Origin of the sequence: Rhodococcus sp. MTM3W5.2 (assembly GCF_001984015.1) — a bacterium.
In the GTDB taxonomy this organism is placed as follows: Bacteria; Actinomycetota; Actinomycetes; order Mycobacteriales; family Mycobacteriaceae; genus Rhodococcus_G; species Rhodococcus_G oryzae.
In genome coordinates, this window is record NZ_CP019572.1 from 702,321 (window position 1) to 725,401 (window position 23,081).

Sequence of the window (23,081 nt, forward strand, 5' to 3'; positions counted from 1 at the left end):
AACGCGTCGTGTTCCTGGTGTGGGACTGACGGTCGCCGCCTTCACTCCATCTGGCTCCAGGGGCGTGGCTCCAGGCACCCGACCATAATCGAGTCATGAGTGTCCCCGCGCCTGAATCCCCCTCGTTCGAGCATGTCGACTTCGAGGCACTCGATTCGTTCCGTTTCCCGGACGGCGGCGGGTACCCCCAGAGCTACCGCGAGTTTGTTCGCTCCTGCGGCTGGGCCCGTACGTTGGGCCTGTGGCTCATCTACCCGCCCGTGCAACCCGGTTTCGCAGACGGGCGGGCCCGTGCAGCGAACCTCACCGAGCACTTCCACACGGTCTTCCGCGACGGCGAAGAGGAGGAATTCGACTGGATGATCGAGCCCGACGGTAGCTGGGACCTCGCCGAACGACTCGAAGTATTCGGCTGGAGCGAGAACGGCGACCTTCTCCTCTGGGACGTCGCAAGCCGCAATGCCGACGAGGAGTTTCCGGTGTGGGAATCGCGCGGTATGAACACCCTCCACCTGCTCGGCTCGAGCCTTGACGAGGCGCTTCTCAAGCTGCGCGAGCGCTCCGAGGCCCAGGTCATTGAGCCGCTGAGACCTGCGCGTCTCTGACCCACAGCTCATCCGGATCCGCTCGAGGCTGAGATCCGCCGGGACGCCACGCCTGCTTCGGCTGGTCACAGGCAGAGCGAGCCACGGAAGTGTTCTGCGAACTCGCCGCCGAGCACAAGGTCGCGGTCGCACTGGTCAGCGACAACTCCCCGGGCCCCCGATCATCCGACCGCAGTAGGTACTTCCCCATCCAGGTTGGCGCGCACTCTTGCGATGCGAGGCAGCTGAACCAGCCTGCTCCACCATTGGTGAGCACCCTCCGCCGCCCCGCCCAGACCGAACGCCTCGCGGGCCTGGGCCGGTGGGGGTTTCGGAACTGGGCGGCGACCGCGACCGCGTCCGGGATGGTCGGCTGCAACGTCAACGTCGCGAACGTTATCGGCGGCATCTTCGCCGCAACCGGCCAGGACACCGCGTGCGTTCATGAATCGTCATTGGGCCAGCTGCAGAACGAACCGGAACCCGATGCCACACGCCCAGCGGTACGCGGCCATCGGTGAGCGGCCGATCTCCGTTGGCGGCACCGCATTGCCGATGAGCGTGGCTGTCAGGCCTGGGTTTGCGGACCTCTATTCCAGGGGTCGCGGATGCGCCCTTGGACTGTTCTCAGTCAGGGCCCGTGGTGGGCGGAGTCGTGCCTGTCACGAAGTTCACCCACCGGTGCCCACAACCACGCCAGATGGCTGTGGGCACCGGCCCACCCGATCCCGTCGAGGCGAAGCGGTCAGACGGGCCGGTAGCTCGCACGCGCGAGCACCGCAACTTCCCCTGAGACCGTTGTTGAGAGATTGATCGTGCAGGAATCTTCGGCACCATGTTCAACGACCGCGGACAGATCCACTCGAGTGTTCGGCGGGATGAGTGCGCGCGTGTCGATCAGTTCGGATGATTCCAGGATCGCCCTCCGCCCTGCCAGGATTTCGGACGCCAGGATCGCCCCGAGTTCGAACTTCGCGCTCAGCAGGTAGGCGATCGGCATCGCTGGGTAACCGGAGAAGTGGCCGATGCACTGCTCGGGAGATACGCTCGAAACTGCTGTCGCTGAACTTGTTTCGACATGCACGTCCTGCATCGGCATCGGGGTACTGTACGGATTCGAAGGCAGATGATCATCCGTGTCGCGCCTGAGATACCCAAAGAACTTGTCGAACGCCGACTCAGTGAAAACGCTGTAGCCGATTTCCATGCGGACCTCGGAGCGCCCGCCCATTGTGACAGTGCATTGCGCCTTCGCCGTTCGCTGGGAAGTGAGCGCGCCGGTCGCTTTGGCCGAGATGGCCGCCCCTGGTACGTATGCCGTGTCGCTCAGGCGCGTCATGGTTCCGGTTCGCGCGAGGTAGTAGCGTCGATCGCCATCATCAAATGAACTCGCGACGGCGCACAAACCCGCAATTGCAGAATGCCGGGCGAGTTCGGCCATGGTGATCGGCCCTTCATCGCCGGGGTCGACTTCCGTCGGGAAGTTGCAGGTCACTGTTCCGTCAGAGGGGACAACGAAGTCTTGTAGCGCGAAGTATGGTGCCCGAACGCAAATCCGATTCAACAGTGTGTCGACACCTTCGTTCACAAAAGACGTTGAGAGTGGGGAGAACTTCACGGCACTGCTCAAATCTTCCACGGTAACCTCCGCTGGTTAGTAACCAAACATGGGCTAAGCAGGAGAAACGGATTGTGGCTGGAATGGCGATACGCGCGTCAGATCGAGGCTGGCATGCCAAACCGCAGATGTCAAACATGACCGCCCCGGGTTGCTGAACTCGACCGCGCTAGATTAATCCGATCGATTTCAACCAGTGTTACGCGTCAATGCCCAGAAGCCGCCGGGCGGGATATTTGGAGTTGGTGTCAGCATTTAGCACATTGGATCGCGAGAAAGGACCGCGATCGGGCAGCCAGCTGAGCCCGTCCAACCTGCGGCGAACTGACGAACAGAGTTTCCCGGCACCCAGTTGAGGGGCGAGCCCCATGTTGGGGCGCGTTGTCGTCTCTGATGCTCGTGCAACGAGCACGACGACGGCATCCGCCTGGATGCCGAGGAAATCCTCGGTGAAGTACCCAACCATGCGGTAGTTGCCAACGCGCTGCGTCACGGTAGGCGACAGACGCCTCGCCATGACATAGCACGCGGCTGGGATGCGAGGGTCGAGGTGGATCGGCATGCTCAACGTGAGTACCCGTCACCTCCGGCGCCGTGGGGCAACCTCTGCTCTGGTGCGGTGTGGTCGAGTGACTGGCCCTGCGGGATGCAGCTCCTGGTGCCCTTTACTGCTTTCGAAGCAGCCGTTCCACTGCGGAACAAGGAAGCGCTCTCCAGCTGCCCAAATCGCAATAGCCGTCACGAGAGTCAACAAGGCGCTCCATGGTGGAAAGCCCAGCAGAGACGAAACGAACCCGGCAACGAACACGACTGCGCTCACCGCCCACATCTAGTAGCGATGAGGGCTATCGGGTTCGAGGCTTTCCTGATTGTTGAAGGTTGCGTGGTTTGTGGCTCTTAAGGGCATCTTCGGCGGTCTATTCCCCGCCTGCACGTAGTTCAGTGTGGCAGCCGCGATCAGCAGCGGAGTCCCAGGGATCATTGCGAAATTGCAGCCGCAAACGGTATGCGAGTCGGAGGCTACGGGAATCGTGGGCGGATTTCCTGACCGAAAGAACGGATAGTCTTGCCGGAAATATTGTAAATCAGTTCCAACTGGGAATCGGTCATCGTTTCACAAGAAGATTCCACACAATCCTTGCTTGATTCTTGTGAATGCACCCTTGGTGGGTCAGCCCCGGACCGGAACTTCGCAACCGAAGCTGTCTAGCGGACATCTTCAGTCCGTCCACGAAAACGCCAGCGCCTGGAAGCGGCTCTCTCGGTTGCTTTACAAGAAGGGTGCCGATGATCAGGCCTGTGGCGGCGCCGGCCAAGGGGCCGAAGGCCGCGAACGGCATCGCGATGGACGTGAACTTGCCGCCGTCGAGTCGCTGAAGTCGTTTCCGTCCTGCTCGAGCCCCAATGACAGCAGGACCCGGCAATGGATGGCGGTTGGTCCTGGAGTGGATGGAGGGAGTGGATGGAGGGGTGTTCACCAATGGCGGAGCGGTGCCCGACAGCGGAGCTCGCGTAGAGGGCGTTCATAGCAGATCACGGTCATTTCCAGGAAGATCCGACACCGTCTTGACTTCCACCCAGGGCCGGTCTACAAGCGACTGTTGTGGATCACATAGGGAACGGTCGCGGTGATCGCCATGACCGCGAGGAGGGCGACCATAGGCCACGAGCCGCGGTCGCGCACGCCGACGATGAGGACTGCGCCTCCGACCACCAAAGAAAACCCGACTCCGGCAAACAGATCGAACCGACGCGGCCGCACCGGTGGCGAACCCAACATCGGAATCCGGTGGCCAGCATTCTCATGCAGCGTCCGCGCTATCGACATGCCCACGCATCCCATGCCGACGATGACCTCGAGAATTCCGACTGTCCATGCGATCGCGGCACCTGGGGTCACCATCAACGAGTAGATGAACGCTGCCTGGGACAGAACCATCGCGGTCACTACTCGCCACCACGGCGCATCCATCGACGGGTCGTAGCGCACCTCAACTGGCCGCATCGGTGGCAGTTCGCTCATGGCCTCCCCTGTCTCGCTTGCTGCCCCGCGACAGCCAGGCAGTCCGTCGGTATGGAACGGCCGCCGACAGCATCTACCGGGTGACAGGAGCGCCGATCGGTGCACTGCCGACTGCGGTGTCCACCGTGCCAACTGTCTATGCAATCTCGGCGAGCAGCGCGCGGGTGACTACGGAGGTGTCGGCGAGGACGGCCCGCAAGGCCACCCGCACGAGGGTGCCGGTGCGCCGCTGACCGAGCGCGGATCGGATCGCCCGGACCTGCTGACCTGGCCCTTCGGTGAGTTTGACCGGGATCGGTCGTCCAATGGGCACCCGGCGCCCGACCCATCCGCTTGCGTTCAGTCACCCGCCGAGCCTCCCATGCCATGCCTGGCCTGGCGTCTGAGCGACCTGGGCCGCGGCATCGCGCCTGGACGCCGTCGATCCGGCGGGCATACGGTCTCGAGGATGGGGATTCAGGGCTGGCTACGGGCGAGGGAACGCGAGCGACGTCGCGCGTGGGCGCAGCAGGTGCTCGAGGTCGCCACGGCGATGATCGAGGCCGACGAGAACACCGATCTGGTCTCCGCCGTGGTGGACGGCGACCCGGTATTCGTCCGGATCGTGTACCGATCGCGGTGGTGGCCCCGGGTTCTCGGCTACCGCGGCCACGTCCCCGCTCCCGGTCGCCGCGACAGCTCCCGCGAGTACGCCGAGCAGCTGTCCCGGCTCGCCGTCTGCGAACCGCTCGGAAGGCAAGCCGAGGTGCTGACCGTCGACGGCGGGATCGAGTGGTGGGGCGACGGATACCCGACCCTCCATCTCTCGCCCGACCTCGCCGGAAGCACCGCCACCGCAGACGCGGCCGCGGCCGATGATAACGAAGCCTGGGCCAGGTGGCGGGAGCGTCGCCTGACACCGCTCACCGACACCGGCCCGGCGCGCTGGCTGGCGCAGTCCACCCGGACGGCCCACGTCGCATATCCGGCGCGGGCGGTGCTCCGTCACCCAGACGGGCCGAATAGCGGAATCTCCGGCCTTCCTGCTCCCGTGCTCGACGCACTGTGCACTGTCCTGGCCCGGCACACCAGCACCCCGGACGAGTGCTGGTTCTGTGTCTGGGACGGCTACGCATGGGTCCACGACACCCCCGGATCGTTCACTCCGTATCTGCGTGAGGGCGAAACCGCTCCACCACCGCCCAAACCCGCTCTCCCCTCAATGATCCGGAGCGGCCCACGCGCCACCATCGCACAGTTCGACTATGTGCTCTTTTCCGGGCCGGTCACGGCCGCACCACGGATGGGCTGGTACGGGACACCAGGGTGGTTCTGGGTCGAGTGGCCGAACCTGATCTGGCCGACCGACCGAGTCTGGCTGGCCGATTCAGGGATCGACGACGACTGGCTCGAGATCTCAGGTCCGCGAGGGCTGGTCGACGAACTCGACACGATCGCGGGCGTCACCCTTGAGCGACTGGACTGACCGGCGGTCGCCGCGCGCCCTGACGGAACTGTTACCGAAGTCGCTCTCCCCGCCCTGCTCGAGTAGACCGCGGTTCGCGTGGTAGGTCCCGAGAACCTCACTCCACCAGGCGAAACGTCATTATCACCCCTATTGGAAATGAGTGCAGGTTAGCAATTGGGTGGCTGGAGGTCGTACACCGAGTTGAGCTGTTCTCGCAGATTGTGTTTCCCTCTGGCGCCGCCCGGTCCGGCAGGTGTGCGGTGGCCGAACGGGTCGTGCGGCGCAGGGCCTCTAGCCTGCGAGGCGCCGGATCGGACCGAGTGGATACCTGTTCGGCAGTTCTCTGTGACGGACCCGATAGGCGGGTCCGGTAGTGAGCTTCGACCGATGTGGGCGCTTTCGAATCCAAACCGACCGGTTTGCCGGGTTGGATGAGAGCATGAATAAGAAGTCGCTTTTGGCGGCCGCTTCCATCGGAGCTGCACTGCTCACAGGCTGTTCATCGGCGGAATCGACCCCTATTGCTACTGTCACTGTCGCATCACCGACCGCGACAACGATCCAGTCAAGTAGCCAGACCACGACTGGCGCAGCCCTTTCCACAGCTGGTCCAGTGCACGTAGCCGGGTCGCTTGAGCACTCAGCGTACGGCGACGCATGCGCGGCGACCCGCGAGTACATTGGCTGGACAGAATCGAAAGGCGCGTCTCGGGCGTCGATCACGGCCGACGAGTTCATGCAGTGGCCCGCGCACGGATCCGAATGGGAGTCGGCCAGCTCGGCCGATCGAGCTGAATTCCGGCGCGGCGTCGAGGACGCTATCAGCGGAACCTGCTGACCTGACGAACAGGCGCCCGCCCGCGACACATCCTCGGTGCACTCGTGCAGATGGAACGACGCACGATGGCCGGCCTCGACGACGCCCGCCGGGCGGGCCGGGGGTCGACTCAGGCGTCGGAAACCGACCGCTACCGGTAAGAACGTTGATAGTCTCTGCTATCGACTACATGAATACTTCTGTGCAGCAATAGGTTTAGCTTCCCTTTTGGAAGGCCACCCAGGCGCCTGTCCCGGTTGCCGGGGGTAGTTGAGGTCGGTAAGGAACTCCCGAAAAGTCGCCGACAGCTTCCGTTCCCAAGCTGGGGACTGACAGCGCATCTAGCCGGAAAGAACCCTGCATCTGTCCGATGCAGGGTTCTTGGCGTGAGTCATGTCTAAATGCATTGTTGCAGTGAATGTTCTGGGACTCTAGGCATGGTGAGTCGGCGGGTTGAGGCTTAGCGGAAGATCCGTCGGCAATATTCCTCTGACCCCCTACCGGTTGGCTCGGGGGGCGCCGGGGCCAGGGTTGATAGTGATGGGTCCGGCGGCGGTCGGGACGACAGGGAAGTCGAATATGGCGGTCGGAATGTAGACGGTGGCGCAGGAGTTGGGGATGTCGACCACCCCGGAGAAGCGTCCTTCGATCGGTGCGGCCCCGAGCAGCAGGTAGGCCTGCTCCGGGCTGTAGCCGAACTTTGTGAGGTAGTCGATAGCGTGCAAGCAGGCACGTTGGAAGGACAGCTGGGAGTCGAGGTAGCGCTGTTCGCCGTCGAGGGTGACCGAGGTGCCGGAGAAGGCCAAGAATTCGGTGTAGTTCGGGCCTTCGTTGCCCGGCAGGAAGATTGCGTTCTCGGCGACGCCGTAGAGCTCCATGCCGTTCTTGATCAGGTCGACTCGTAGGTCGATGAAGCCGCCCATCTCGATGGCGCCGCAGAAGGTGATTTCACCGTCGCCTTGGGAGAAGTGAAGGTCGCCGACGGATAGGTTCGCGCCGTCGACGAACACCGGGTAGAAGACCCGGCTGCCGCGGGTGAAGTTCTTGATGTCCTGGTTGCCTCCGTTCTCGCGCGGTGGGGCGGTGCGTGCGGCTTCGGCTGCGGCCCGGCCGACCGCGGTACCGGTCAGTGATCCGAGGATCGCGTCTTGCGGCTCGGGTGGCAGCGCGAGCGGCGGTACCCGCTGCGGGTCGGTCGCGATCAGTGCGCCTTCTCGGCTGTTCCATTTTGCCAGCAGCGCAGCGGAGGGGCGGTTCCCATGAGTCCGGGGTGCGTGATGCCGGTGAACTGCACTCCGGGGATGTGCCGGGAGGTGGCGGTGTGGCCGCTGAAGTCCCAGATCGCCTTGTAGGCGTCGGGAAAATGTTCGGTGAGAAATCCGCCGCCGTTGTCGGTGGCGAAGATGCCCGTGTACCCCCAGCCCTGTCCCGCGAGGGGGCCGGAGTCTTCTTGGGGATCGGTCCGATGTCGAGGATGTCGACGATGAGGAGGTCACCTGGTTGGGCGCCTTCAACTGCGAATGGGCCGGAGAGGCAGTGCACGGTGCTGAGTGGGGCATGGAGGATGTCGTCAGCGGAGTCGTCGTTGTGGATGGCGCCATCGAACCATTCGCGGACGTGGACGCGGAACTCGTCGCCCGGCTTGACGGTGACGGCGGCGGGGATGTCGGGGTGCCAGCGGTTGTGGCCGACGAGGTGTTGATCGGTGAACTTTTTGGTGGAGTCGAGAGGAAAGATCAGTTCGGGCATGGCGGGCCTTCTCTCGGTGTTAGGGGCGGGGGAGTTTGCGGTGCAACGGGTTTCGGGTGAAGGCCCGATTTCCGGTGCTGGGCGGTGGCGCGCCGACGACTGCAGGCTCACTCGCGGTCCGTTTGGTTTGGTCGATCAGTCGTGCGGCCGCGGACTGAGTTCTGATCAGGCTGGCGCCGCCGAGGCTTCGTGCACTGGGGTTTGCGCAGTGCGGGCAGGCGGACTCGAGTGGGACGTCGGCCATCGCGTAGTTGCTGTCGAAGCTGCCGCAGCTTCGGCAGGTGAACTGGTAGTAGGGCACGGCCACCTCCATTAGTTTCATACGGGGCTATTCCGTATGGCGACGATATTCGCCGCGGTAGGTCACCGCGGCGAATCCGTCAGGTGAGCTTCGTGTTACGTGCGCGGCGTCTTGTGGCGGTCCCGTTAATTTCCATATGGAGTATCTCCATTTGGGCCTATTCCCCTTAGCGTCTTGCCTACTGCAGCTCGTGGACACGCCGCAGCTTCGACAGCAAGAGAGGACGCAGATGAGCACCGTCTCGCCAACACCCGCCGGGCAGCAACCGACGGACACGGGCACACGAACAACCTGGTCCAGGTTCCGGGAGTGGGCCGAGAAGGACAACATCGAGGACTATTCGCTGCGCTACGCACCGAAGTCGTTCCGCCGTTGGAGTCCGATGGCCTGTTCCGTGACCGCACTGGGAGGCATCGCGTATCTCGCCGACTACTCCATCGGCGCGTCGATCGCAGTCAGCCATGGCGCTGCCAGCGCGATCGTGGCGATCCTCGTCGCAGCGGTAACCATCTTCCTGACCGGTATCCCGATTGCGTACTACGCCGCGAAGTACAACCTGGACATGGACCTACTCACCCGCGGTGCCGGGTTCGGCTACTTCGGGTCTACTCTGACCAGCCTGATCTACGCCAGCTTCTGCTTCATCTTCTTCGCGCTCGAGGGTGCGATCATGGCCCAGGCGATGCATTTGGCCTTCGACATGCCGCTGCCGGTCGGCTACCTGATCGGCTCCCTCATCATCATTCCGCTCGTTCTGTACGGCATGTCTGCCCTGGCGAAATTCCAGGTATGGACACAACCGTTGTGGCTGATCCTCTTCGCCGCACCGCTGGTGATGATCGCGATCGCCGACCCGAGCGGCTTCGATGGGTTCCTCTCGTGGGCCGGAGACGGCGGCAGTGAACGGGTCACTGCAGTCGCGGTCGGCGCGGGCGCCGGCGTTGCACTGTCCCTGATCGCACAGATCGGCGAGCAGGTCGACTACCTGCGATTCATGCCCGAAAAGTCGGAGACACCGCCGCTGCGGTGGTGGGCCGCCGTACTCGCTGCCGGCCCCGGATGGGTGATTCTCGGTGCCGCCAAGCAGATCTGCGGAGCGTTCCTCGCGTTCTACATCGCTGGAGAAGTGGGCTTCACCCGGGCCACCGAGCCGATCGAGCAGTTCCTCGGCAGCTACAGCACGATGATCCACAACCCCACCGTGGCACTCGCGATCGCCACCGTCATGGTGCTGCTCTCCCAGATCAAGATCAACGTCACCAACGCCTACTCGGGTTCGCTGTCGTGGTCGAACTTCTTCAGCCGCGTTCTCCACGTCCACCCCGGTCGGGTCGTCTGGCTCGCCCTGCACATCGCGATCGCGCTGACACTGATGCTGGCGAACATGTTCACCGTCCTGAACACTATCCTTGGGTTCTACTCCAACGTGGCCATCGCCTGGATCGGGGCCATCGTCGCGGATCTCGTCATCAACAAGGGGATCCTCAAGATCAGCCCGCCCTACATCGAGTTCAAGCGGGCGTACCTCTATCCGATCAACCCGGTCGGATTCGTTTCGATGCTGGTCGCATCATCGGTCTCGATCGTCGCCTACTTCGGCGCCTTCGGCGCCTTCCTGCAGGCGTGGTCGCCCTACCTGGCTCTGGCGATCGCACTGGTCCTCACCCCGCTCATCGCGGTCCTCACCGGCGGCAAGTACTACCTGGCCCGGCCGAACCCGCTCCGTGAAGAGATCGAGAAGGAACCACTGTGGGCCGGGCAGACCCTCCTCGACGTCGTGGACGGTAAGCGTTACGAACTCCCCGACATGGTGCACGACTGCCCGTTCCACGGCGGACCGATCTCCTCGCTCACCTGCACACTCACGAAGAACTGTCACGAGCAGTGTCAATCCGCGTCCTACGAGAATGCCGTCGACGCTGACGGACTCGGCCTTCGGAAGGCGCAAAGCGTCGTGTGATTGCCGTGGATGTCCCGGCCAGGTCGTTCATCCGACCTGGCCGGGACTGTTACGTCACGGCTTGCCTGTTCTCCCTGGCGTGAACGACTTGGGCTTACATCGAAGAGTCTCATTTCAATTCGGCGAGAACGTTGAACTCGAGTTCGTCCGCGGCGGCGAGATAGACGGGCTGGGTGGTGTGGGTTCCGCGTACCCGGACCTCACCCCGCGGACCGCCGTAGGTAACGGTGGGGGCATGGCGTTCGATCGCACGCAGGTCGAGGCTCCGGGCCGCCTGCGCCAAGGCCGCGAACAGCAGGATCCCCTCGTAGCAGGATTCGCCGATGTTGTTCAGCGCAGGCGCCGCCGGACCGTGGTGTTCGAGGTAGCGGGCACCGAAATCCATGCCTGCCGAAGAGACCACGCCCTCAAAGTAGCCGCTGGCGGTGAACAATCCGCGCGTACTGTCCGGTCCGCCCGAGTAGAGCACGTCCTCGCCGATCATCATGCTCAACCGGATCCGGTCCGCGTCGAGGCCGGCCCGCGCGAACGCATCGTTGAAGGCAGCGCAGTCGGCGCCGACCATCAACAACAGCACCCCCTGCGCCCGCGAGTGCCGAACCATCTCGAGCGCCGCGGCGAAATCGCGTCCACCGAGCGGGACGAACGATTCCCCGACGATGTCCATGCTTGTTGAGCCGGCGAAGTCCCGTGTTGTCCTTGCTGTTTCCCGTGGCCACACGTAGTCGTTGCCGACCAGACACCAGCGGCGGATTCCCAGTTCGGCGCGCAGCCAGCTCATTGCCGGGAACAACTGCTGCTCCGGCGTCTCGCCGACCATGTAGACACCGTCGGAATCCTCGCCGCCCTCGTAGAAGGTGGTGTAAACGTATGGCACCCGACCCGCGGTCGTCGGTGTGATCACCTTGCGAGCATTGGACAAATGCCAGCCGACGACGCCGTCAACCGACCCGGAGCTGACCATCGCGTCGATTTGCGCCGCCAATACCGGCAGCGGCGACCCGGCGTCGACGGGGTGCAGCCTCACGGGCCGGTCAAGAATGCCACCTGCCGCGTTGAGGGCTGCGACGGCCAGGTCCGCGGATGCCTCACAGGACGGGCCGAACATTCCAGCCGCACCGCTGCGTGGCACGACCAGCGCAATGTCGATGCTCTGTCGAATGCGACCGAACGCCGAGATCGAATTCGTCATGGGTTTCACCGCCGCCATATATTTCTATCTGAAACATTCCCATACGGCGCTGTATAGTGTCGTTGTGGACAATAGCACCGGCGCCACCGCACTCGAGGAGTTGACGCGACTGGTGCGGCAAGCCTCACAAGAACTGGAACGGTCCATCTCAACCTGCCTCGGAGAAACCTCGACCGCCCGCTGGCATGTACTTGTCGCCGTGGCGGACTCCGCCGGCCACCCGATGACGCAACTCGCCGACGCAACACAGCTCACCGGGGCCAGCCTGACTCGGCTGATCGACGCGATGATTGCCGACAACCTCGTGCACCGCAAAGTCGACGACACCGACCGCCGGCGCGTACTCGTCTTCCCCACCAGGCGAGGACTCGCCACCCATCAGAAGATGACCCGCGCCATCGAGGCCGGCGGCCTGGACCAGTTCGCCGACGACAACGGCCGGCTGGCACGGTCATTGAGTGCATTCCTCGAACAACTGCACGACCCCGAGCCTGCCCGGATCTAGAGCCAGGAACGCTGGGGCGACTCACCGACTGGAAGGCTGGTTCGCCGGACAGTCAAAGTCGGTTTCAGAATAGATATGGGAACCGCAGATGGCGCGCCCTGTCAGTCTACAGTCTTGGAATTGCTGACTGGCGAGGCGAATTGGCAGCGGGCGCCAGTTTCCACCCTCACGATCCGAACAGTGACCCGACGCTCCCGACCGAGTCGGAACTGTCACCGCCACCGTGCGGAGGCAAACCGGCCCAGTGGCCGACACGAGGTTCGGGTCATCGAAAACAGCAGCGACTTTGTGAGTAGCTCGCACCTACGAGATGGCCTTCGTGGCGGCAAGAACTGGACCCTAGGCAAGCCCAATTCTTCGTCCGCGCAAGGGTATTTGGCCGTTACGCCACGCTCATGCCACCGCACTCATCGGTGGATCCAGGTCAAGCCGAGGCTGTCGTGGGCAGCCAGCCCGGCCTGCTAGCAGGCGTAGCGGAGTGGATGCGTGAACGTCACGGGCAAGAATTGGTGGACACCCCATTTGATGGAGGGGTGTTCACCTATGCCGGTTCGGTCTGGGCTGTAAGCGGATTGGATAGGTTGACCAGTCGGTGATCACACTTGGCGAGGACTCCAAATCACGAGAAACTGGATAGATTCCATGCTGGGTATGTGATCAGGTGTGCGAGCAGGTCTCCTCAGCTCGGAGTGTCCCATCGTGGCGTTGACCGGCCATGGAAGGCGTGCCCCCGGCCGAGGCAGCTCTCTGTAACGCTCCTCACCGCACGCGATATATACCGACCGTCCATTACTTTTCTGGGGGATTAGACATGCGCCGATCGATCTTGATGACCGCTGCCGTCTGCGCGGTCGCACTGGTGGTGGGCGCGGCGCCGACCGCGGCTGCACTGGCACCGGCTACCGCCGTGGGTGATGCGAGTCTTGCGGCGGTCGCTCGACCCATCCTGGAGCGGGCACCCCACGATCAGGCCGGTATCGCGTATATCGACTCGTCGGGAACCCGTTACGCGTATTTCGGCGCGACGGAGGATTGCGAGTACGAGATCGGCTCCATCACAAAGACTTTCACCGCTGGACTGTTCACTGAGGCGATTTCTCGCGGCGAGGTCCGTGAGGACACCAGGGTCGGCGAACTTCTTCCCGTGGGCGGCACCCCGGTCGCGGACGTGATGCTGATCGAGCTCGCAAGTCACAAGTCCGGTCTGCCACAGTTCGCCCTCACGCCCGACATGGCAGCCGGCGGGATCGCGTGGCAGCTGGAGGGGAAGAATCCCTTCACCTTTGACCGGGAAGCACTTCTGAATCAGGCACGCTGGTCACCCCTCGTCGGGCGCGGCCTCGTCGTTTCGTACTCCACGCTCGGATACGCACTTCTCGGCCAGGCGCTCGCCGCGGCCGCACACACCGACTACGCAACCCTTCTGCGCGAGCGGATGCTCGAACCACTCGGCCTCGCACACACCTGGCTGCCGTTGACGGCCGCCGACCTCCCTCCCGGCGTCAGCGCCGGATTCAATGCCCAGGGCAGGCCGCAGGACCCTGGGCCATCGACGCCTACGCACCGGCCGGTGGACTGCGCTCGACCCTTCCCGACATGGTCCGCTACACGTCGGCACTGCTGGCCGGGACGGCCCCCGGTTCGAGTGCGATGACGCCTCGATGGGACAAGATCGGCGGCACGCGAGGAGGGATGTCGTGGACGGTCTTCAACCGCGACGGTGTTGAGTACACGACGCACGCGGGCGGGACAGGCGGCTTCCAGGGCGTCATCATGATGGACCGAGCCCGCGGCCGAGCGATCGTCATCCAGACCAATCAGATCGCGAACATCGAGAGGGAGGGACTCGATCTGCTGAAAGCGCTCTGATGCCCTGGTACGCCAGAAGCTGACGCGACGTGCAAGTAGCTTCTGTTCGGGCATCGTCAGGGCAGTCGATCATCGCCCGCCCCTTCGGCACGAACGACATCTACTGCGCCTCCTACAAGTCCACCATCTGCTACCAGCTCGATCCCGCCGGTAGCCGGCACGATCTGACAACGCTCAACGCCTACATCCCACGACGCTGGGTACTGAATCCGGTCCAGAGCTAACACAACCAACAGGGGGATCTCCATGAATGCACGCAAGGTGACGCAACTGCTCGCTGCGACAGCTCTTTCCGCGGCAGTGGTCGCAGGTGCGGCGGCACCCGCATCGGCAGCGCCGAACTCGAATCCGCTTGCGCCGATCACTGCGGCCGCATCGTCCGGCAGCCTAGGGGCCCCGGAGGGGCTAACCGTCGATGCCCTCATCGCCGCCCGCAATGCGGGTTTCCCGATTTACGAGGCCGGCCAGACTGTGGTCGTCTCGGCATCGAAAATGGGCGCGACCAACGCAACCGAGTACCGGCGCGTTTACGCGATCGATGCCCTGGGCTCGCCGACAACGAAGTTCGTCACCGTCGGCGCCGTCGCCCCCGAGCGCTTCTACACCATCTCCGGATACGGCGGTGACTCCATTGTTGTCAATATGCGCCCCGTTGAGAACCCGCTCTTCCAGCGGCTCACATACGACGTGACCCCGCAGAAGTGGCTGAACAGCCCACTGATCCAGCTCCCGGGCGGCGGCCCCAGCGCCGGCATCGCCCTCGTTCGCTGACAACACCCACAAGCAACGCGCCCCGATCGAGTCCGGCGGCGTTCTGTCGCCATCGGCTGCGGAATATCGGTTTCAAGCCGAGTTGACGGTGAAGGCCCCGTTGACGGTGAAGGCTTGTTTGGCGAAGCGTTCTCCGATGAGGCGGTGTGTGGCGGCGTCCGGGTGGAGCTGATCGGGTAGCGGCAGTTCCGCGTAGTCGGCGGCACCGTAGAGCTCGCACCCATCGAGGTAGTGCAGATTGGGGTCTTCTTTGCATCGCTGCGCAACGATGCGAGCCAACTCGTCCCGGATGACGCCGAGTGTCAGCTTTCCGGCTGCCCGTTCGGCGGGGTCTCCTGTCGCCACGAAGCGTAGTTGTCCAGTGCTGAGGGCATCGAAGTCGAAGGCGCCGGGTCCGGGGGTGTCCTCGTGGATAGGGCAATAGATAGGCGAGACAACCAACAGTGGTGTGGTGGGGTGACCTTCGCGGATGGTGTCGAGAAAGCCGTGTACGGCTGGGCCGAACGCGCGCAGGCGCATCACGTCGGTGTTGACCAGATTGATGCCGATCTTGACGCTGATCAGGTCGGCCCGGGTGTCGCGTAGTGCGCGGGCGGTGAACGGGTCGAGCAGGGCGCTTCCGCTCAGGCCGAGGTTGATCAGTTCCACGCCTCCGAGGGAGGCTGCCAGGGCCGGCCAGGTGGTGGACGGGCTGGCGGCGTCGGAGCCGTGGCTGATCGAGCTGCCGTGGTGCAGCCACGCGCTGCGGCCCTCGTCCAAGGCCGACTCGACGACTGCATCTGTACGCAGGCCGACGAGTTCTGTTGTTTCGTTGTGTGGAAGCCAGATTTCGACCTTCTTCAGGCCGGCCGGCAGGTTGGCGAAGCGCACCGTTCCGACGTGTCCATGCTGCCTGTCACTGGCTCCGGTGGCCAGATCGATGGTTACCGTGTTGCCGCCCGACACGCTGGCCTGACCGGTCAGTTGGCCGTCGACCAGGAGGTCGTACACACCTGCTGGACGCGGTGGGGCGCCCACGTAGATCCGTGTGGTGGGCAGCGTGTCCAATTCGACAGAGGTGGCGCGCGTTCGGAACACCAGCCGCACGCCGGAGGGCTGAGCTTCGGCCATGGTGAGTTGTCCGTCGGCGCATTGGGCGCGCGCACGAGCAGGCAGGCGGTGGGGGAGTAGGCCGTGCTCGGTGTATTCGAGCTCGAAGGCGCCGCGCAGGAGGTCCTCGGTGATGGCGGTGGTTATCCAGTCGTTCTGGCTGTGCATGGGGTTCACCTGTAGGTCGATTCTCGTATGTTGTGGCGCCGACGTGTCCGGTAACGGGTCCGGACACAGGGCTCACTTGCTATACGAAACCATATTTTGCCTATAGGGTTTAGGCAAGCGGGTTAAGGAATCGACGGAATGGGACGCAGGACATGGCACGTGCCGGACTGACTCCGGAGCGGCTGACGCAAGCCGGCGCGGAGCTGGCCGACGAAGTCGGCTTCGAACAGGTGACGGTCTCCGCCGTCGCCAGACGCTTCGACGTCAAGGTCGCCAGCCTGTATTCCCATCTGAAGAGTTCGCATGAACTCAAAACGAGGATTGCGCTACTCGCGTTGGAGGAGATGGCCGATCAGGCTGCCGATGCCGTGGCGGGGCGCGCCGGCAGCGATGCTCTGACTGCGTTCGCGAACGTCTACCGCGATTACGCCAGGTTGCATCCGGGCCGATACACCGCTGCCCGGATGCAGATCGATCCTGAGGCCGCAGCCGCGAGTGCAGGTATGAAGCACTCACAGATGATGCGGGCAATTCTGCGAGCCTACGACCTCCCGGAACCGGACCAGACTCACGCTGTTCGGTTGATGGGGAGCATCTTTCACGGTTACGCCAGCTTGGAGATGAGCGGAGCCTTCAGTCACAGCGCCCCCGATTCTCAGGAATCGTGGTCCCGAATCCTGGACGCCCTGGACTCTCTCCTGGTCAACTGGCCCGCGAAGAAGGCGGTATGAGCTCGATGGCCGATGTCCTCCGGCCGGTTGACATCGGCCAACGAGCGCGCGGCTCGCGTCGGTTCAGGTGGTGATGGTGGCGACGGGTTCGACGCCGTAGGTTCGGGCGTAGCCGTTCTCGGTGCCGACGAGGAGGTCGACGACCTCGAAGTAGCGATCTCAGAACGGGGTTTCGCGCAGTGCGTCGATGAGGAGCTGGTAGGCGTGGTGGTCTTCTGCTTCCCATACCCAGACGTCGGTGACGCGTGCGGAGTAGAACTCGGTGTCGTAGAAGCGTGACCGTACGCCGGTGGTCTTGGCCTCCACGGCGGGTAGGACCTGGGTGGTGAAGGCGTTCACACGTTCCTGGACGGTCAGAGCCAGCCACTCGGGTGTGGTCTTGACGAGCATGAACGCCGTGACGGGTGGTTCGGTTCTTTCAGCGGGCATCAGGGTGCCTCCAAAGGTGTTGGTGCGCTGGGCGATAGGGGTTCCTGGCGACGGGTGGTGGGCCTCAGGAGCGGACAGCGGGCTCGAGGGTCTGGGCGCACCACTGCTCGAAGCTGGTGGGGGACGCGGTGTCTGGGGTGCGGGCGACTCCGGCGTCGAGGCCCTGGTCCTTGGCCCGCTTCATGTCGACGACACCCTGGACGAACGCCTCGTTGAGGCCATAGCCGACGAGGGTGGCGTGCAGCTCATCGAGCGGCTGGCGTTCGTAGCGGACGGGGCGGCCGAGCTGTTCGGTCATGATGCGGGCCAGGTCGTTGGGGGACAGGTCCTGCGGCCCGAGGACGGGAACGCTGTCGATGCCGGTCCACGAGCGGTCCAGCAGCAGGCCGGCGGCGACGGCCGCGATATCGGCGACAGCGACGATGGGAGCTTTGCGGTCGCCGTCGACGACGTCGGTGAACACGCCCTTGTCGCGGATCGAGTCGGACTCCTCCAGGAGGTTCTCGAAGAAGGACGGGTTGGCCAGGGCCCGGTAGGCGACGCCGGTGCCGGCGATGAGGTCGTCCATGGCGAGGGAGGCGGTGACCAGGCCGGCGCGGTCGGCGACCGGGGTGCCGCGGCCGAGCGCCGAGACCCCGACGACATGGCCGACGCCGTGGGCGGCGAGCGCCGCCGCGGCGGCGCGGCTGAAGCCGCTGTAGCCGTCGTGTGGGGTCTGGGAGGCGTCCGGGGGGACGAGCCAGAAGACGGCGTCCGCGCCCTCGAAGGCCCGGTCGAGGACCCTCGCGTCTGCGTGCGAGCCGGTGATCACCTCGATGCGTCCGTGCGCCGCGTCCGGGAGCCGCGCGGGATCGCGCACGATCACCCGCAGTTCCTCGCCCGCGGCGGGGGCGGACTCGAGGAGCTGGGAGAGCAGGGGACGGCCGATGTTCCCGGTAGGAGCAGTAATAACGATCATGAAAGCCTCGCAGGTCGTGTTGGATCGGACACCCGTCATCCTGCGGAGAGTCAGGCATTGCCACAATGGGAACTTCAGCACTTAATCATTGACTGAAATGGAATGATGCTGGTGAACCGCCCAGATCCGGTCATCGACGCCAATCTCGCCATCGCGCTGGACGCCCTGCTGGCCGAGCACAGCGTCACCCGCGCCGCCGCCCGCCTGCACACCTCGCCCGCCGCCATGAGCCGCGCCCTCGCCCGCCTGCGCCGCATTCTCCAAGACCCCCTCCTGGTCCGGGCCGGACAGACCATGGTCCCCACCCCGCGTGCCCAGGCCCTGCGCGACGAAGCCGCCGCAGTGGTACGCAGCCTCGGAGCACTGCTCAGCCCCGGGACGGGCGTCGACCCCGCCGGCCTGAGCCGCACCTTCACCCTCCAGGCCGCCGACCTGGTCGGCGCGGCACTGGCCCCCCGACTGCTGCAACTGGCCCAGCAGGAGGCGCCGGGGGTCTCGTTCCGGCTCCTGGCCGAAGAGCTGGAGGCCGGATCCGCACTCCGCGACGGCCGGATCGATCTGGAGATCGGATCCATCGACCACGTAGATCCCGAAACCGAGGTCGAAGAACTGGTCAGTCTGCGCATGGTGGCGGCCGTCCGGCCCGGCCACCACCTCACCGAAGAACCCTTGACCCCGGCCCGGCTCGCGGCGGCCCAACACGTCGCGGTCAGCCGCCGTGGCCGGTTCACCGGCCCTCTCGACACGGCGCTGGCCGGGCAGAACCTCCGACGGCGGGTCAGCGTCGTCCTCCCCAGCCACCTGGCCGCCATGACCCTCACCGCCCGCAGCGACATGGTCTGCCTCGTACCCGCCGCACTCCTCGGTGCCGACCCGTCGCCCCTCACGGACGACGCGACCGCCCTCGGACTGCACCTCCTCGAGATCCCCCTGGCGCTGCCGCCATTGACCATCGGCATGGCCTGGCACCCCCGACACACAGCCGACGGAGCCCACCACTGGCTCCGCAACACCATCCGCCGGACCCTTCGCACGCCTAGGAGCCCAACCACACCATCTGACTGAGGCATCCCTTGCCTCGTGCTCATTTCTGAGGCTCAGGAACCTCGTATCAGGAGCGTTTCGTATCCCGCCGGCCTCGCGACGAGTCGGTGCTGGGGACTGCAGGCGTGCGTTCATCGACGTTTTCGTTTGCCAGGGGTGTGAGCTGCTCGGGGCGCACCGGCGTTGTGTCGGCTGTTAGTGGGCGCCCAGTGCGTCTAGGATCATCGGCCGGGCCTTGGCCAGCTCGTCTTGCCAGTAGCCCCACGAGTGCGTGCCGGTGGCCGGGAAATCGAATTGGGCCGGCAGGCCGAGGGTGTTTAGTCGGATCTGGAACGCGCGAGTCTGTGCGAGAGACAGGGCCTCGAGGGCCATCGCGCTGGCGTTGTTGACGTGCCCGCCCACACCCTGTGGGTTGTCATGCTGCCCGGGTAATCCGCTGGCCGCGGACACGTAGATCGGTAGGCCTGCGAGCTGAGGAGCGAACATGAACGGGTCGTTGCGCAGCCAGCCCGTGCCCCACGGCGGGCCCCACATGGCGTCGGCGTTGAACCCGCCACCGCTGAGCATCGCGACGCGAATTGCCTCCCGCATGCCCGGGGCCGACAGGTTCAGGTAGCCGGAGAGGGAGCCAGCGGCCTTGAACTGGTCCCGGTGGTGCGCAGCGAGCGACAGTGCGGCCGAGCCGCCCATAGATAGCCCGATGACTGCGTTGTTCGTGCGGGAGACCCCACGGGTGGCCAGGTAGTCGGGAAGCTCGTGGGTGAGGAACGACTCCCACTTGTACGTCGTCCTCTGACCGTTGAGGTTGGACGGCGCGATCCAGTCTGTGTAGAAGCTCGACTCACCGCCGACGGGCATCACCAAGGTGACGTTGTCGCCCGCGAACTGCCGGGCGGCATCGGTTTCGAGGTTCCACCCGTTGACGTCGTCCCGGGCCCGCAGCCCGTCGAGCAGGTAGAGCGCGGCGTCGCCGCCGCGCCTGGCCCACTGGATCTGGACCTTGACCGCTCCCATCGCCGACCTGATGGTGACTTCTTCGTAGCCGCCGGTCGGTGCGCGGTGCGTGATCGGCACAGCCGCGGCGACGGCTGGCCCAGAGGTTCCGAGTGCTCCCGCCATTGCCACGACGAGCGCTCCAGCTGTAACCGCGACTCGACGCGCTGGTGAGGTTGTGTGCCTGCGCACCATCTGATTTCGCCTCTTCGTCTCTCTGGTCAGCAGTTCGAGGTCGGGGCGATGCCGGCGAATCGGTCCTCGAGGAACTTCAGTGCGCCGGGAAGGCCGATCGCCGCGGCCGAGAGGTGTTCCGGGCTCGAGACCACCTCGGACTGCACCGGCACACCCGCGTCGCAGTAGCGGCGCATCGTGTTGGTGATCGAGTCGACCGGGATCAGAGGGTCGGTCCCGGAGTGCCACTCGTACACAGGCGCATTCGGCACCGAGGCGACGTCCTCAACGCTGTTCTCGGCGAGCACCGCCTGCACCGGCGGGCTGTCGAGCAACGCGCGTCCGATGGCCGGGTCGGCGACATCGGCGATGCTGCGTCCAACGCCGTAGAGCATGATCTCATTGGTGCACGCGTTGGCGATGCGGTCGCGCAGCTCCTGCCCGGCCGCATTGAGCTGGGACGTGATCGGCATCCGGTCCGGGTACTCGCGCTCGAGGCCGAGCGCGGCGGCCATCGCAAGCCCGAACGCCGGATGGCGGACTTCGCCGAGGGCCTTGGCCATCTTGTCGATGTTCATCGGCGCACCGCCGTATGCACTGCCGGCGAGCTTGAGCTCTGGGGCGTACGTCGGGGCGATCGCCGCGGCCATCGCGGTGGCCATTCCGCCGCCGGAGTAGCCGGCCATTCCGACCGGGCTGGCGGCGAGCCCGAGCGCGGCGTGCCGCTGGACGGCCCGGATGCCGTCGAGAGTGATCTGTCCACCGACCTTCGCCGCGCCGTATGCACTGGTCGGCCCGAGGTGGTCCGGGACGGCCACTGACCAGCCCTTCTGGATTGCGACGTTCAGTCCAGGCGCCTCCCGGATCGCGAGCTTCGGGTCGTCGGTGTACATCGCCGTCGACGGCGCGCAGCCGAGTCCGAGGGCGTTGATGATGTGTTGATAGGACAGCAGCGGCCGCCCCGGTGCCGCGTTCCGCGGCGAGAACACCGTGGTCACAGCCGAAATGGGCTTACCCTCCGAGTTCGTCGACCGGAACTTCAGCTGCACGGCGTCGGTGTCGATGAACCCGAACGGTGCAGGGACCGGCCGCGCGGCCAGTACGTCACCGGGCTGGCGGTCCGCGATGTCGGCCGGCGCGTCGTAGAAGCCGTCCTGGAGCGAGGCCGGGTAGATGATCGGGCTCGCGCTCGCGGCCGGTGCCGCGGCCAGGACCGCCGTGGCGGCGGCCGCAGAGGCGGCGATGGCGGTACCGACCCTCCTGGTCCGGGATCCTGAAGTGGCAGTTCGCATTCTCATCCTTCGTCGGGGTGCCCAGCACCGTGCGCCCCAGCAGCGACGCTGGCACAAGGCAGATACGTCGTTCGCCCGGCCAAGCGGTGCATACAGCCCGCATTGGCCAGGGCTGTGGCCGTTTCGGACGGGTACACCGGTCGGGTGAGGTGGACACTGTGGCTGGTTTCCACAGCTGAACTCAACGGGGTGTCTGGGACAACTCGATCGAGTAGGGCCGCAGCCAGGTCCTCGTGGGGGTGTCATGGCGGCCTGCGGCCATGCGCTAGCAAGGTTATCGAAGAATGTGTGACCACACGGCCTAGAATTAACAGTGTCAACCTGTCAATGTTTCGCAAACTAGTGTTTGTGTTCAGAAGCACTCGACGGTATGCGCGAACTTTAAGCTGGCTCAACTACTCTGGGATCGCCAAATAGGCTCAGTTTCTAATCCGTCTGGGGTGCAGTGGATTTGAGGCAATGGTGCCCCACGGCTGTGGCATGGAGAAAGGTTGGGATCGTGCGCGGAAGGTCGCAATCCGGCCAACTTGCCCATCTCGGCTGACGAATTGGTTTGCAGCCCAGAGGTGCCCCCGTGTCACATGATCTCGGCGGGGGTCTACGTGGGGATCACTGATCGCTACAGCAAAGCTCAGTGTGAACGTCACGCATGATGCATTGTGTTATACGAAATCAACTGTTGAGCAATAAAATGGGGGTTTCATCGCAAACACTCTGGTGACCTGCGGAAATATGTCGACCGTGTGACTTGTTTATAGCTGCGGTTTACGGTCCAAACCCGCGCCAAAGCGGTGCCGATCACGACCGAAGTGGGGGAGCTGGTCCTCGCCTGACCAGGCCGGCCACGGCGCCCGCGTACCCTCAGGTGTCGGGGCCGTCGTGGTGACCGGTCCGCCAGCCTGGCCTCCGCGACCACTCGCCAGCTGGCTTGTGTGCGATGTGCGTCAGCCTGTTTCGCGGCTGACCGATCCGGCCGCCAACGAACTCCGAGATGGACCGCGGGATCCCCGAACGGGCTCTGACCACTACCCGATCACAATGACCTTGAGCTTCCGCCAGAACCCGTGCGTCGAGGCCACCTTTTGACGCCAGCGAGTGTGGTACTTATAGCTCTGGCTCGTAGCTCCTGCGTACCCGCGGGCGGCGATACCCTTACCGACCGCGGTCTCAGGCGAGTCGCCGCCCAGCAGCGATGCGCCGGCCCCGCCATACATCGTCAGTTCTTTGTGCGTCAGCTTCCGAGGCTGTGCGGCTGGAGCCTTCTCGGACTTGGCTTTGTTACTTCGTCGCATCTCCACCAACCTCCCTTTGCCATCGAGTCTGTCACGTGGTCATCGATCGCGGTCGAGCCATCCGACACGCGCCCC

General features: G+C 64.7%; 18 protein-coding genes and 3 pseudogenes. 10 read left to right on the plus strand and 11 right to left on the minus strand.

All coding sequences use genetic code 11. The features are described 5' to 3' along the window. Positions 1-95 precede the first annotated feature (95 nt). Together BTZ20_RS03345 and BTZ20_RS27620 are read left to right on the plus strand one after the other, a co-directional pair. Positions 96-605 (plus strand): hypothetical protein, encoded by a 510-nt coding sequence (locus BTZ20_RS03345; protein ID WP_077040370.1) that lies wholly within the window; start codon positions 96-98, stop codon positions 603-605. 248 nt (positions 606-853) lie between these two features. Beyond that, on the plus strand, positions 854-1,105 hold the full coding sequence (locus BTZ20_RS27620) for a hypothetical protein (RefSeq protein ID WP_223263609.1): 252 nt from the start codon (positions 854-856) through the stop codon (positions 1,103-1,105). Between the two features lie 224 nt (positions 1,106-1,329). Here BTZ20_RS27620 and BTZ20_RS03355 read toward each other — a convergent pair whose 3' ends face one another. The 3 genes from BTZ20_RS03355 to BTZ20_RS27075 all read right to left on the minus strand — a co-directional run bounded on the left by BTZ20_RS03355 (position 1,330) and on the right by BTZ20_RS27075 (position 4,538). Beyond that, positions 1,330-2,223 carry a hypothetical protein gene (locus BTZ20_RS03355; protein WP_145982183.1) on the minus strand — a complete coding sequence of 298 codons (894 nt, stop codon included), beginning with the start codon at positions 2,221-2,223 and terminating at the stop codon, positions 1,330-1,332. A gap of 1,567 nt (positions 2,224-3,790) precedes the next feature. Continuing rightward, positions 3,791-4,225 (minus strand): hypothetical protein, encoded by a 435-nt coding sequence (locus tag BTZ20_RS03360; RefSeq protein ID WP_145982184.1) that lies wholly within the window; start codon positions 4,223-4,225, stop codon positions 3,791-3,793. Between the two features lie 136 nt (positions 4,226-4,361). Then, positions 4,362-4,538: a hypothetical protein gene (locus tag BTZ20_RS27075; RefSeq protein WP_189636578.1), complete on the minus strand. Its 177-nt coding sequence runs from the start codon at positions 4,536-4,538 to the stop codon at positions 4,362-4,364. A gap of 135 nt (positions 4,539-4,673) precedes the next feature. Here BTZ20_RS27075 and BTZ20_RS03365 point away from each other — a divergent pair, with 135 nt between their 5' ends. Then, positions 4,674-5,690, plus strand: a complete 1,017-nt coding sequence (locus tag BTZ20_RS03365; RefSeq protein WP_077040374.1) for a hypothetical protein — start codon at positions 4,674-4,676, stop codon at positions 5,688-5,690. 1,296 nt (positions 5,691-6,986) lie between these two features. On the opposite strand, the pseudogene fmdA reads toward BTZ20_RS03365, so the two are convergent. Together fmdA and BTZ20_RS03375 are read right to left on the minus strand one after the other, a co-directional pair. Continuing rightward, positions 6,987-8,238, minus strand: a pseudogene (gene fmdA, locus BTZ20_RS03370) (formamidase). Between the two features lie 19 nt (positions 8,239-8,257). Further along, positions 8,258-8,560, minus strand: coding sequence for an FmdB family zinc ribbon protein (locus BTZ20_RS03375; RefSeq protein ID WP_317616074.1), 303 nt, complete (start codon positions 8,558-8,560; stop codon positions 8,258-8,260). A 208-nt stretch (positions 8,561-8,768) separates the two neighbouring features. Between BTZ20_RS03375 and BTZ20_RS03380 the strand changes: the two genes are divergently transcribed. After that, entirely contained in the window at positions 8,769-10,499 is a 1,731-nt protein-coding gene (locus BTZ20_RS03380) for a purine-cytosine permease family protein (protein ID WP_077040375.1), read from the plus strand. 109 nt (positions 10,500-10,608) lie between these two features. On the opposite strand, the gene BTZ20_RS03385 is transcribed toward BTZ20_RS03380, so the two are convergent. Beyond that, positions 10,609-11,691, minus strand: a complete 1,083-nt coding sequence (locus BTZ20_RS03385) for a substrate-binding domain-containing protein (protein ID WP_077043454.1) — start codon at positions 11,689-11,691, stop codon at positions 10,609-10,611. Here BTZ20_RS03385 and BTZ20_RS26085 point away from each other — a divergent pair. From BTZ20_RS26085 to BTZ20_RS26525, 4 genes and pseudogenes are all read left to right on the plus strand, one after another. Further along, positions 11,660-12,196, plus strand: coding sequence for a MarR family winged helix-turn-helix transcriptional regulator (locus BTZ20_RS26085; protein WP_189636579.1), 537 nt, complete (start codon positions 11,660-11,662; stop codon positions 12,194-12,196). The two genes, BTZ20_RS03385 and BTZ20_RS26085, sit on opposite strands and share 32 nt — an antisense overlap. Positions 12,197-13,025: 829 nt before the next feature. Continuing rightward, positions 13,026-14,065, plus strand: a pseudogene (locus tag BTZ20_RS03395) (serine hydrolase domain-containing protein). 29 nt (positions 14,066-14,094) lie between these two features. Further along, positions 14,095-14,289, plus strand: coding sequence for a hypothetical protein (locus tag BTZ20_RS26520; RefSeq protein ID WP_145982187.1), 195 nt, complete (start codon positions 14,095-14,097; stop codon positions 14,287-14,289). Between the two features lie 22 nt (positions 14,290-14,311). Then, positions 14,312-14,836, plus strand: a complete 525-nt coding sequence (locus BTZ20_RS26525) for a hypothetical protein (RefSeq protein WP_145982188.1) — start codon at positions 14,312-14,314, stop codon at positions 14,834-14,836. 72 nt (positions 14,837-14,908) lie between these two features. Here the strand turns inward: BTZ20_RS26525 and BTZ20_RS03405 are convergent, their stop codons facing one another. Beyond that, positions 14,909-16,093, minus strand: a complete 1,185-nt coding sequence (locus BTZ20_RS03405; RefSeq protein WP_077040377.1) for a GDSL-type esterase/lipase family protein — start codon at positions 16,091-16,093, stop codon at positions 14,909-14,911. Positions 16,094-16,245: 152 nt separating this feature from the next. On the opposite strand from BTZ20_RS03405, the gene BTZ20_RS03410 reads away from it, so the two are divergent. Continuing rightward, entirely contained in the window at positions 16,246-16,824 is a 579-nt protein-coding gene (locus BTZ20_RS03410; protein ID WP_077040378.1) for a TetR/AcrR family transcriptional regulator, read from the plus strand. A gap of 63 nt (positions 16,825-16,887) precedes the next feature. Here BTZ20_RS03410 and BTZ20_RS03415 read toward each other — a convergent pair. Together BTZ20_RS03415 and BTZ20_RS03420 are read right to left on the minus strand one after the other, a co-directional pair. Then, positions 16,888-17,253 (minus strand): annotated as a pseudogene (locus BTZ20_RS03415) (darcynin family protein). A 64-nt stretch (positions 17,254-17,317) separates the two neighbouring features. Continuing rightward, a complete protein-coding gene (locus tag BTZ20_RS03420; protein ID WP_077040379.1) occupies positions 17,318-18,211 on the minus strand; it encodes an NAD(P)H-binding protein in 894 nt (297 codons plus the stop codon). A gap of 111 nt (positions 18,212-18,322) precedes the next feature. Here BTZ20_RS03420 and BTZ20_RS03425 point away from each other — a divergent pair, with 111 nt between their 5' ends. Next, positions 18,323-19,276, plus strand: a complete 954-nt coding sequence (locus tag BTZ20_RS03425; protein ID WP_223263610.1) for a LysR family transcriptional regulator — start codon at positions 18,323-18,325, stop codon at positions 19,274-19,276. Between the two features lie 174 nt (positions 19,277-19,450). Here BTZ20_RS03425 and BTZ20_RS03430 read toward each other — a convergent pair whose 3' ends face one another. Next, the gene (locus BTZ20_RS03430) at positions 19,451-20,374 is read right to left on the minus strand and encodes an alpha/beta hydrolase (protein ID WP_223263880.1); all 924 of its coding nucleotides are present in this window, start codon (positions 20,372-20,374) and stop codon (positions 19,451-19,453) included. Between the two features lie 95 nt (positions 20,375-20,469). Next, positions 20,470-21,714 carry a lipase family protein gene (locus tag BTZ20_RS03435; RefSeq protein WP_077040382.1) on the minus strand — a complete coding sequence of 415 codons (1,245 nt, stop codon included), beginning with the start codon at positions 21,712-21,714 and terminating at the stop codon, positions 20,470-20,472. Positions 21,715-23,081: the final 1,367 nt, after the last annotated feature.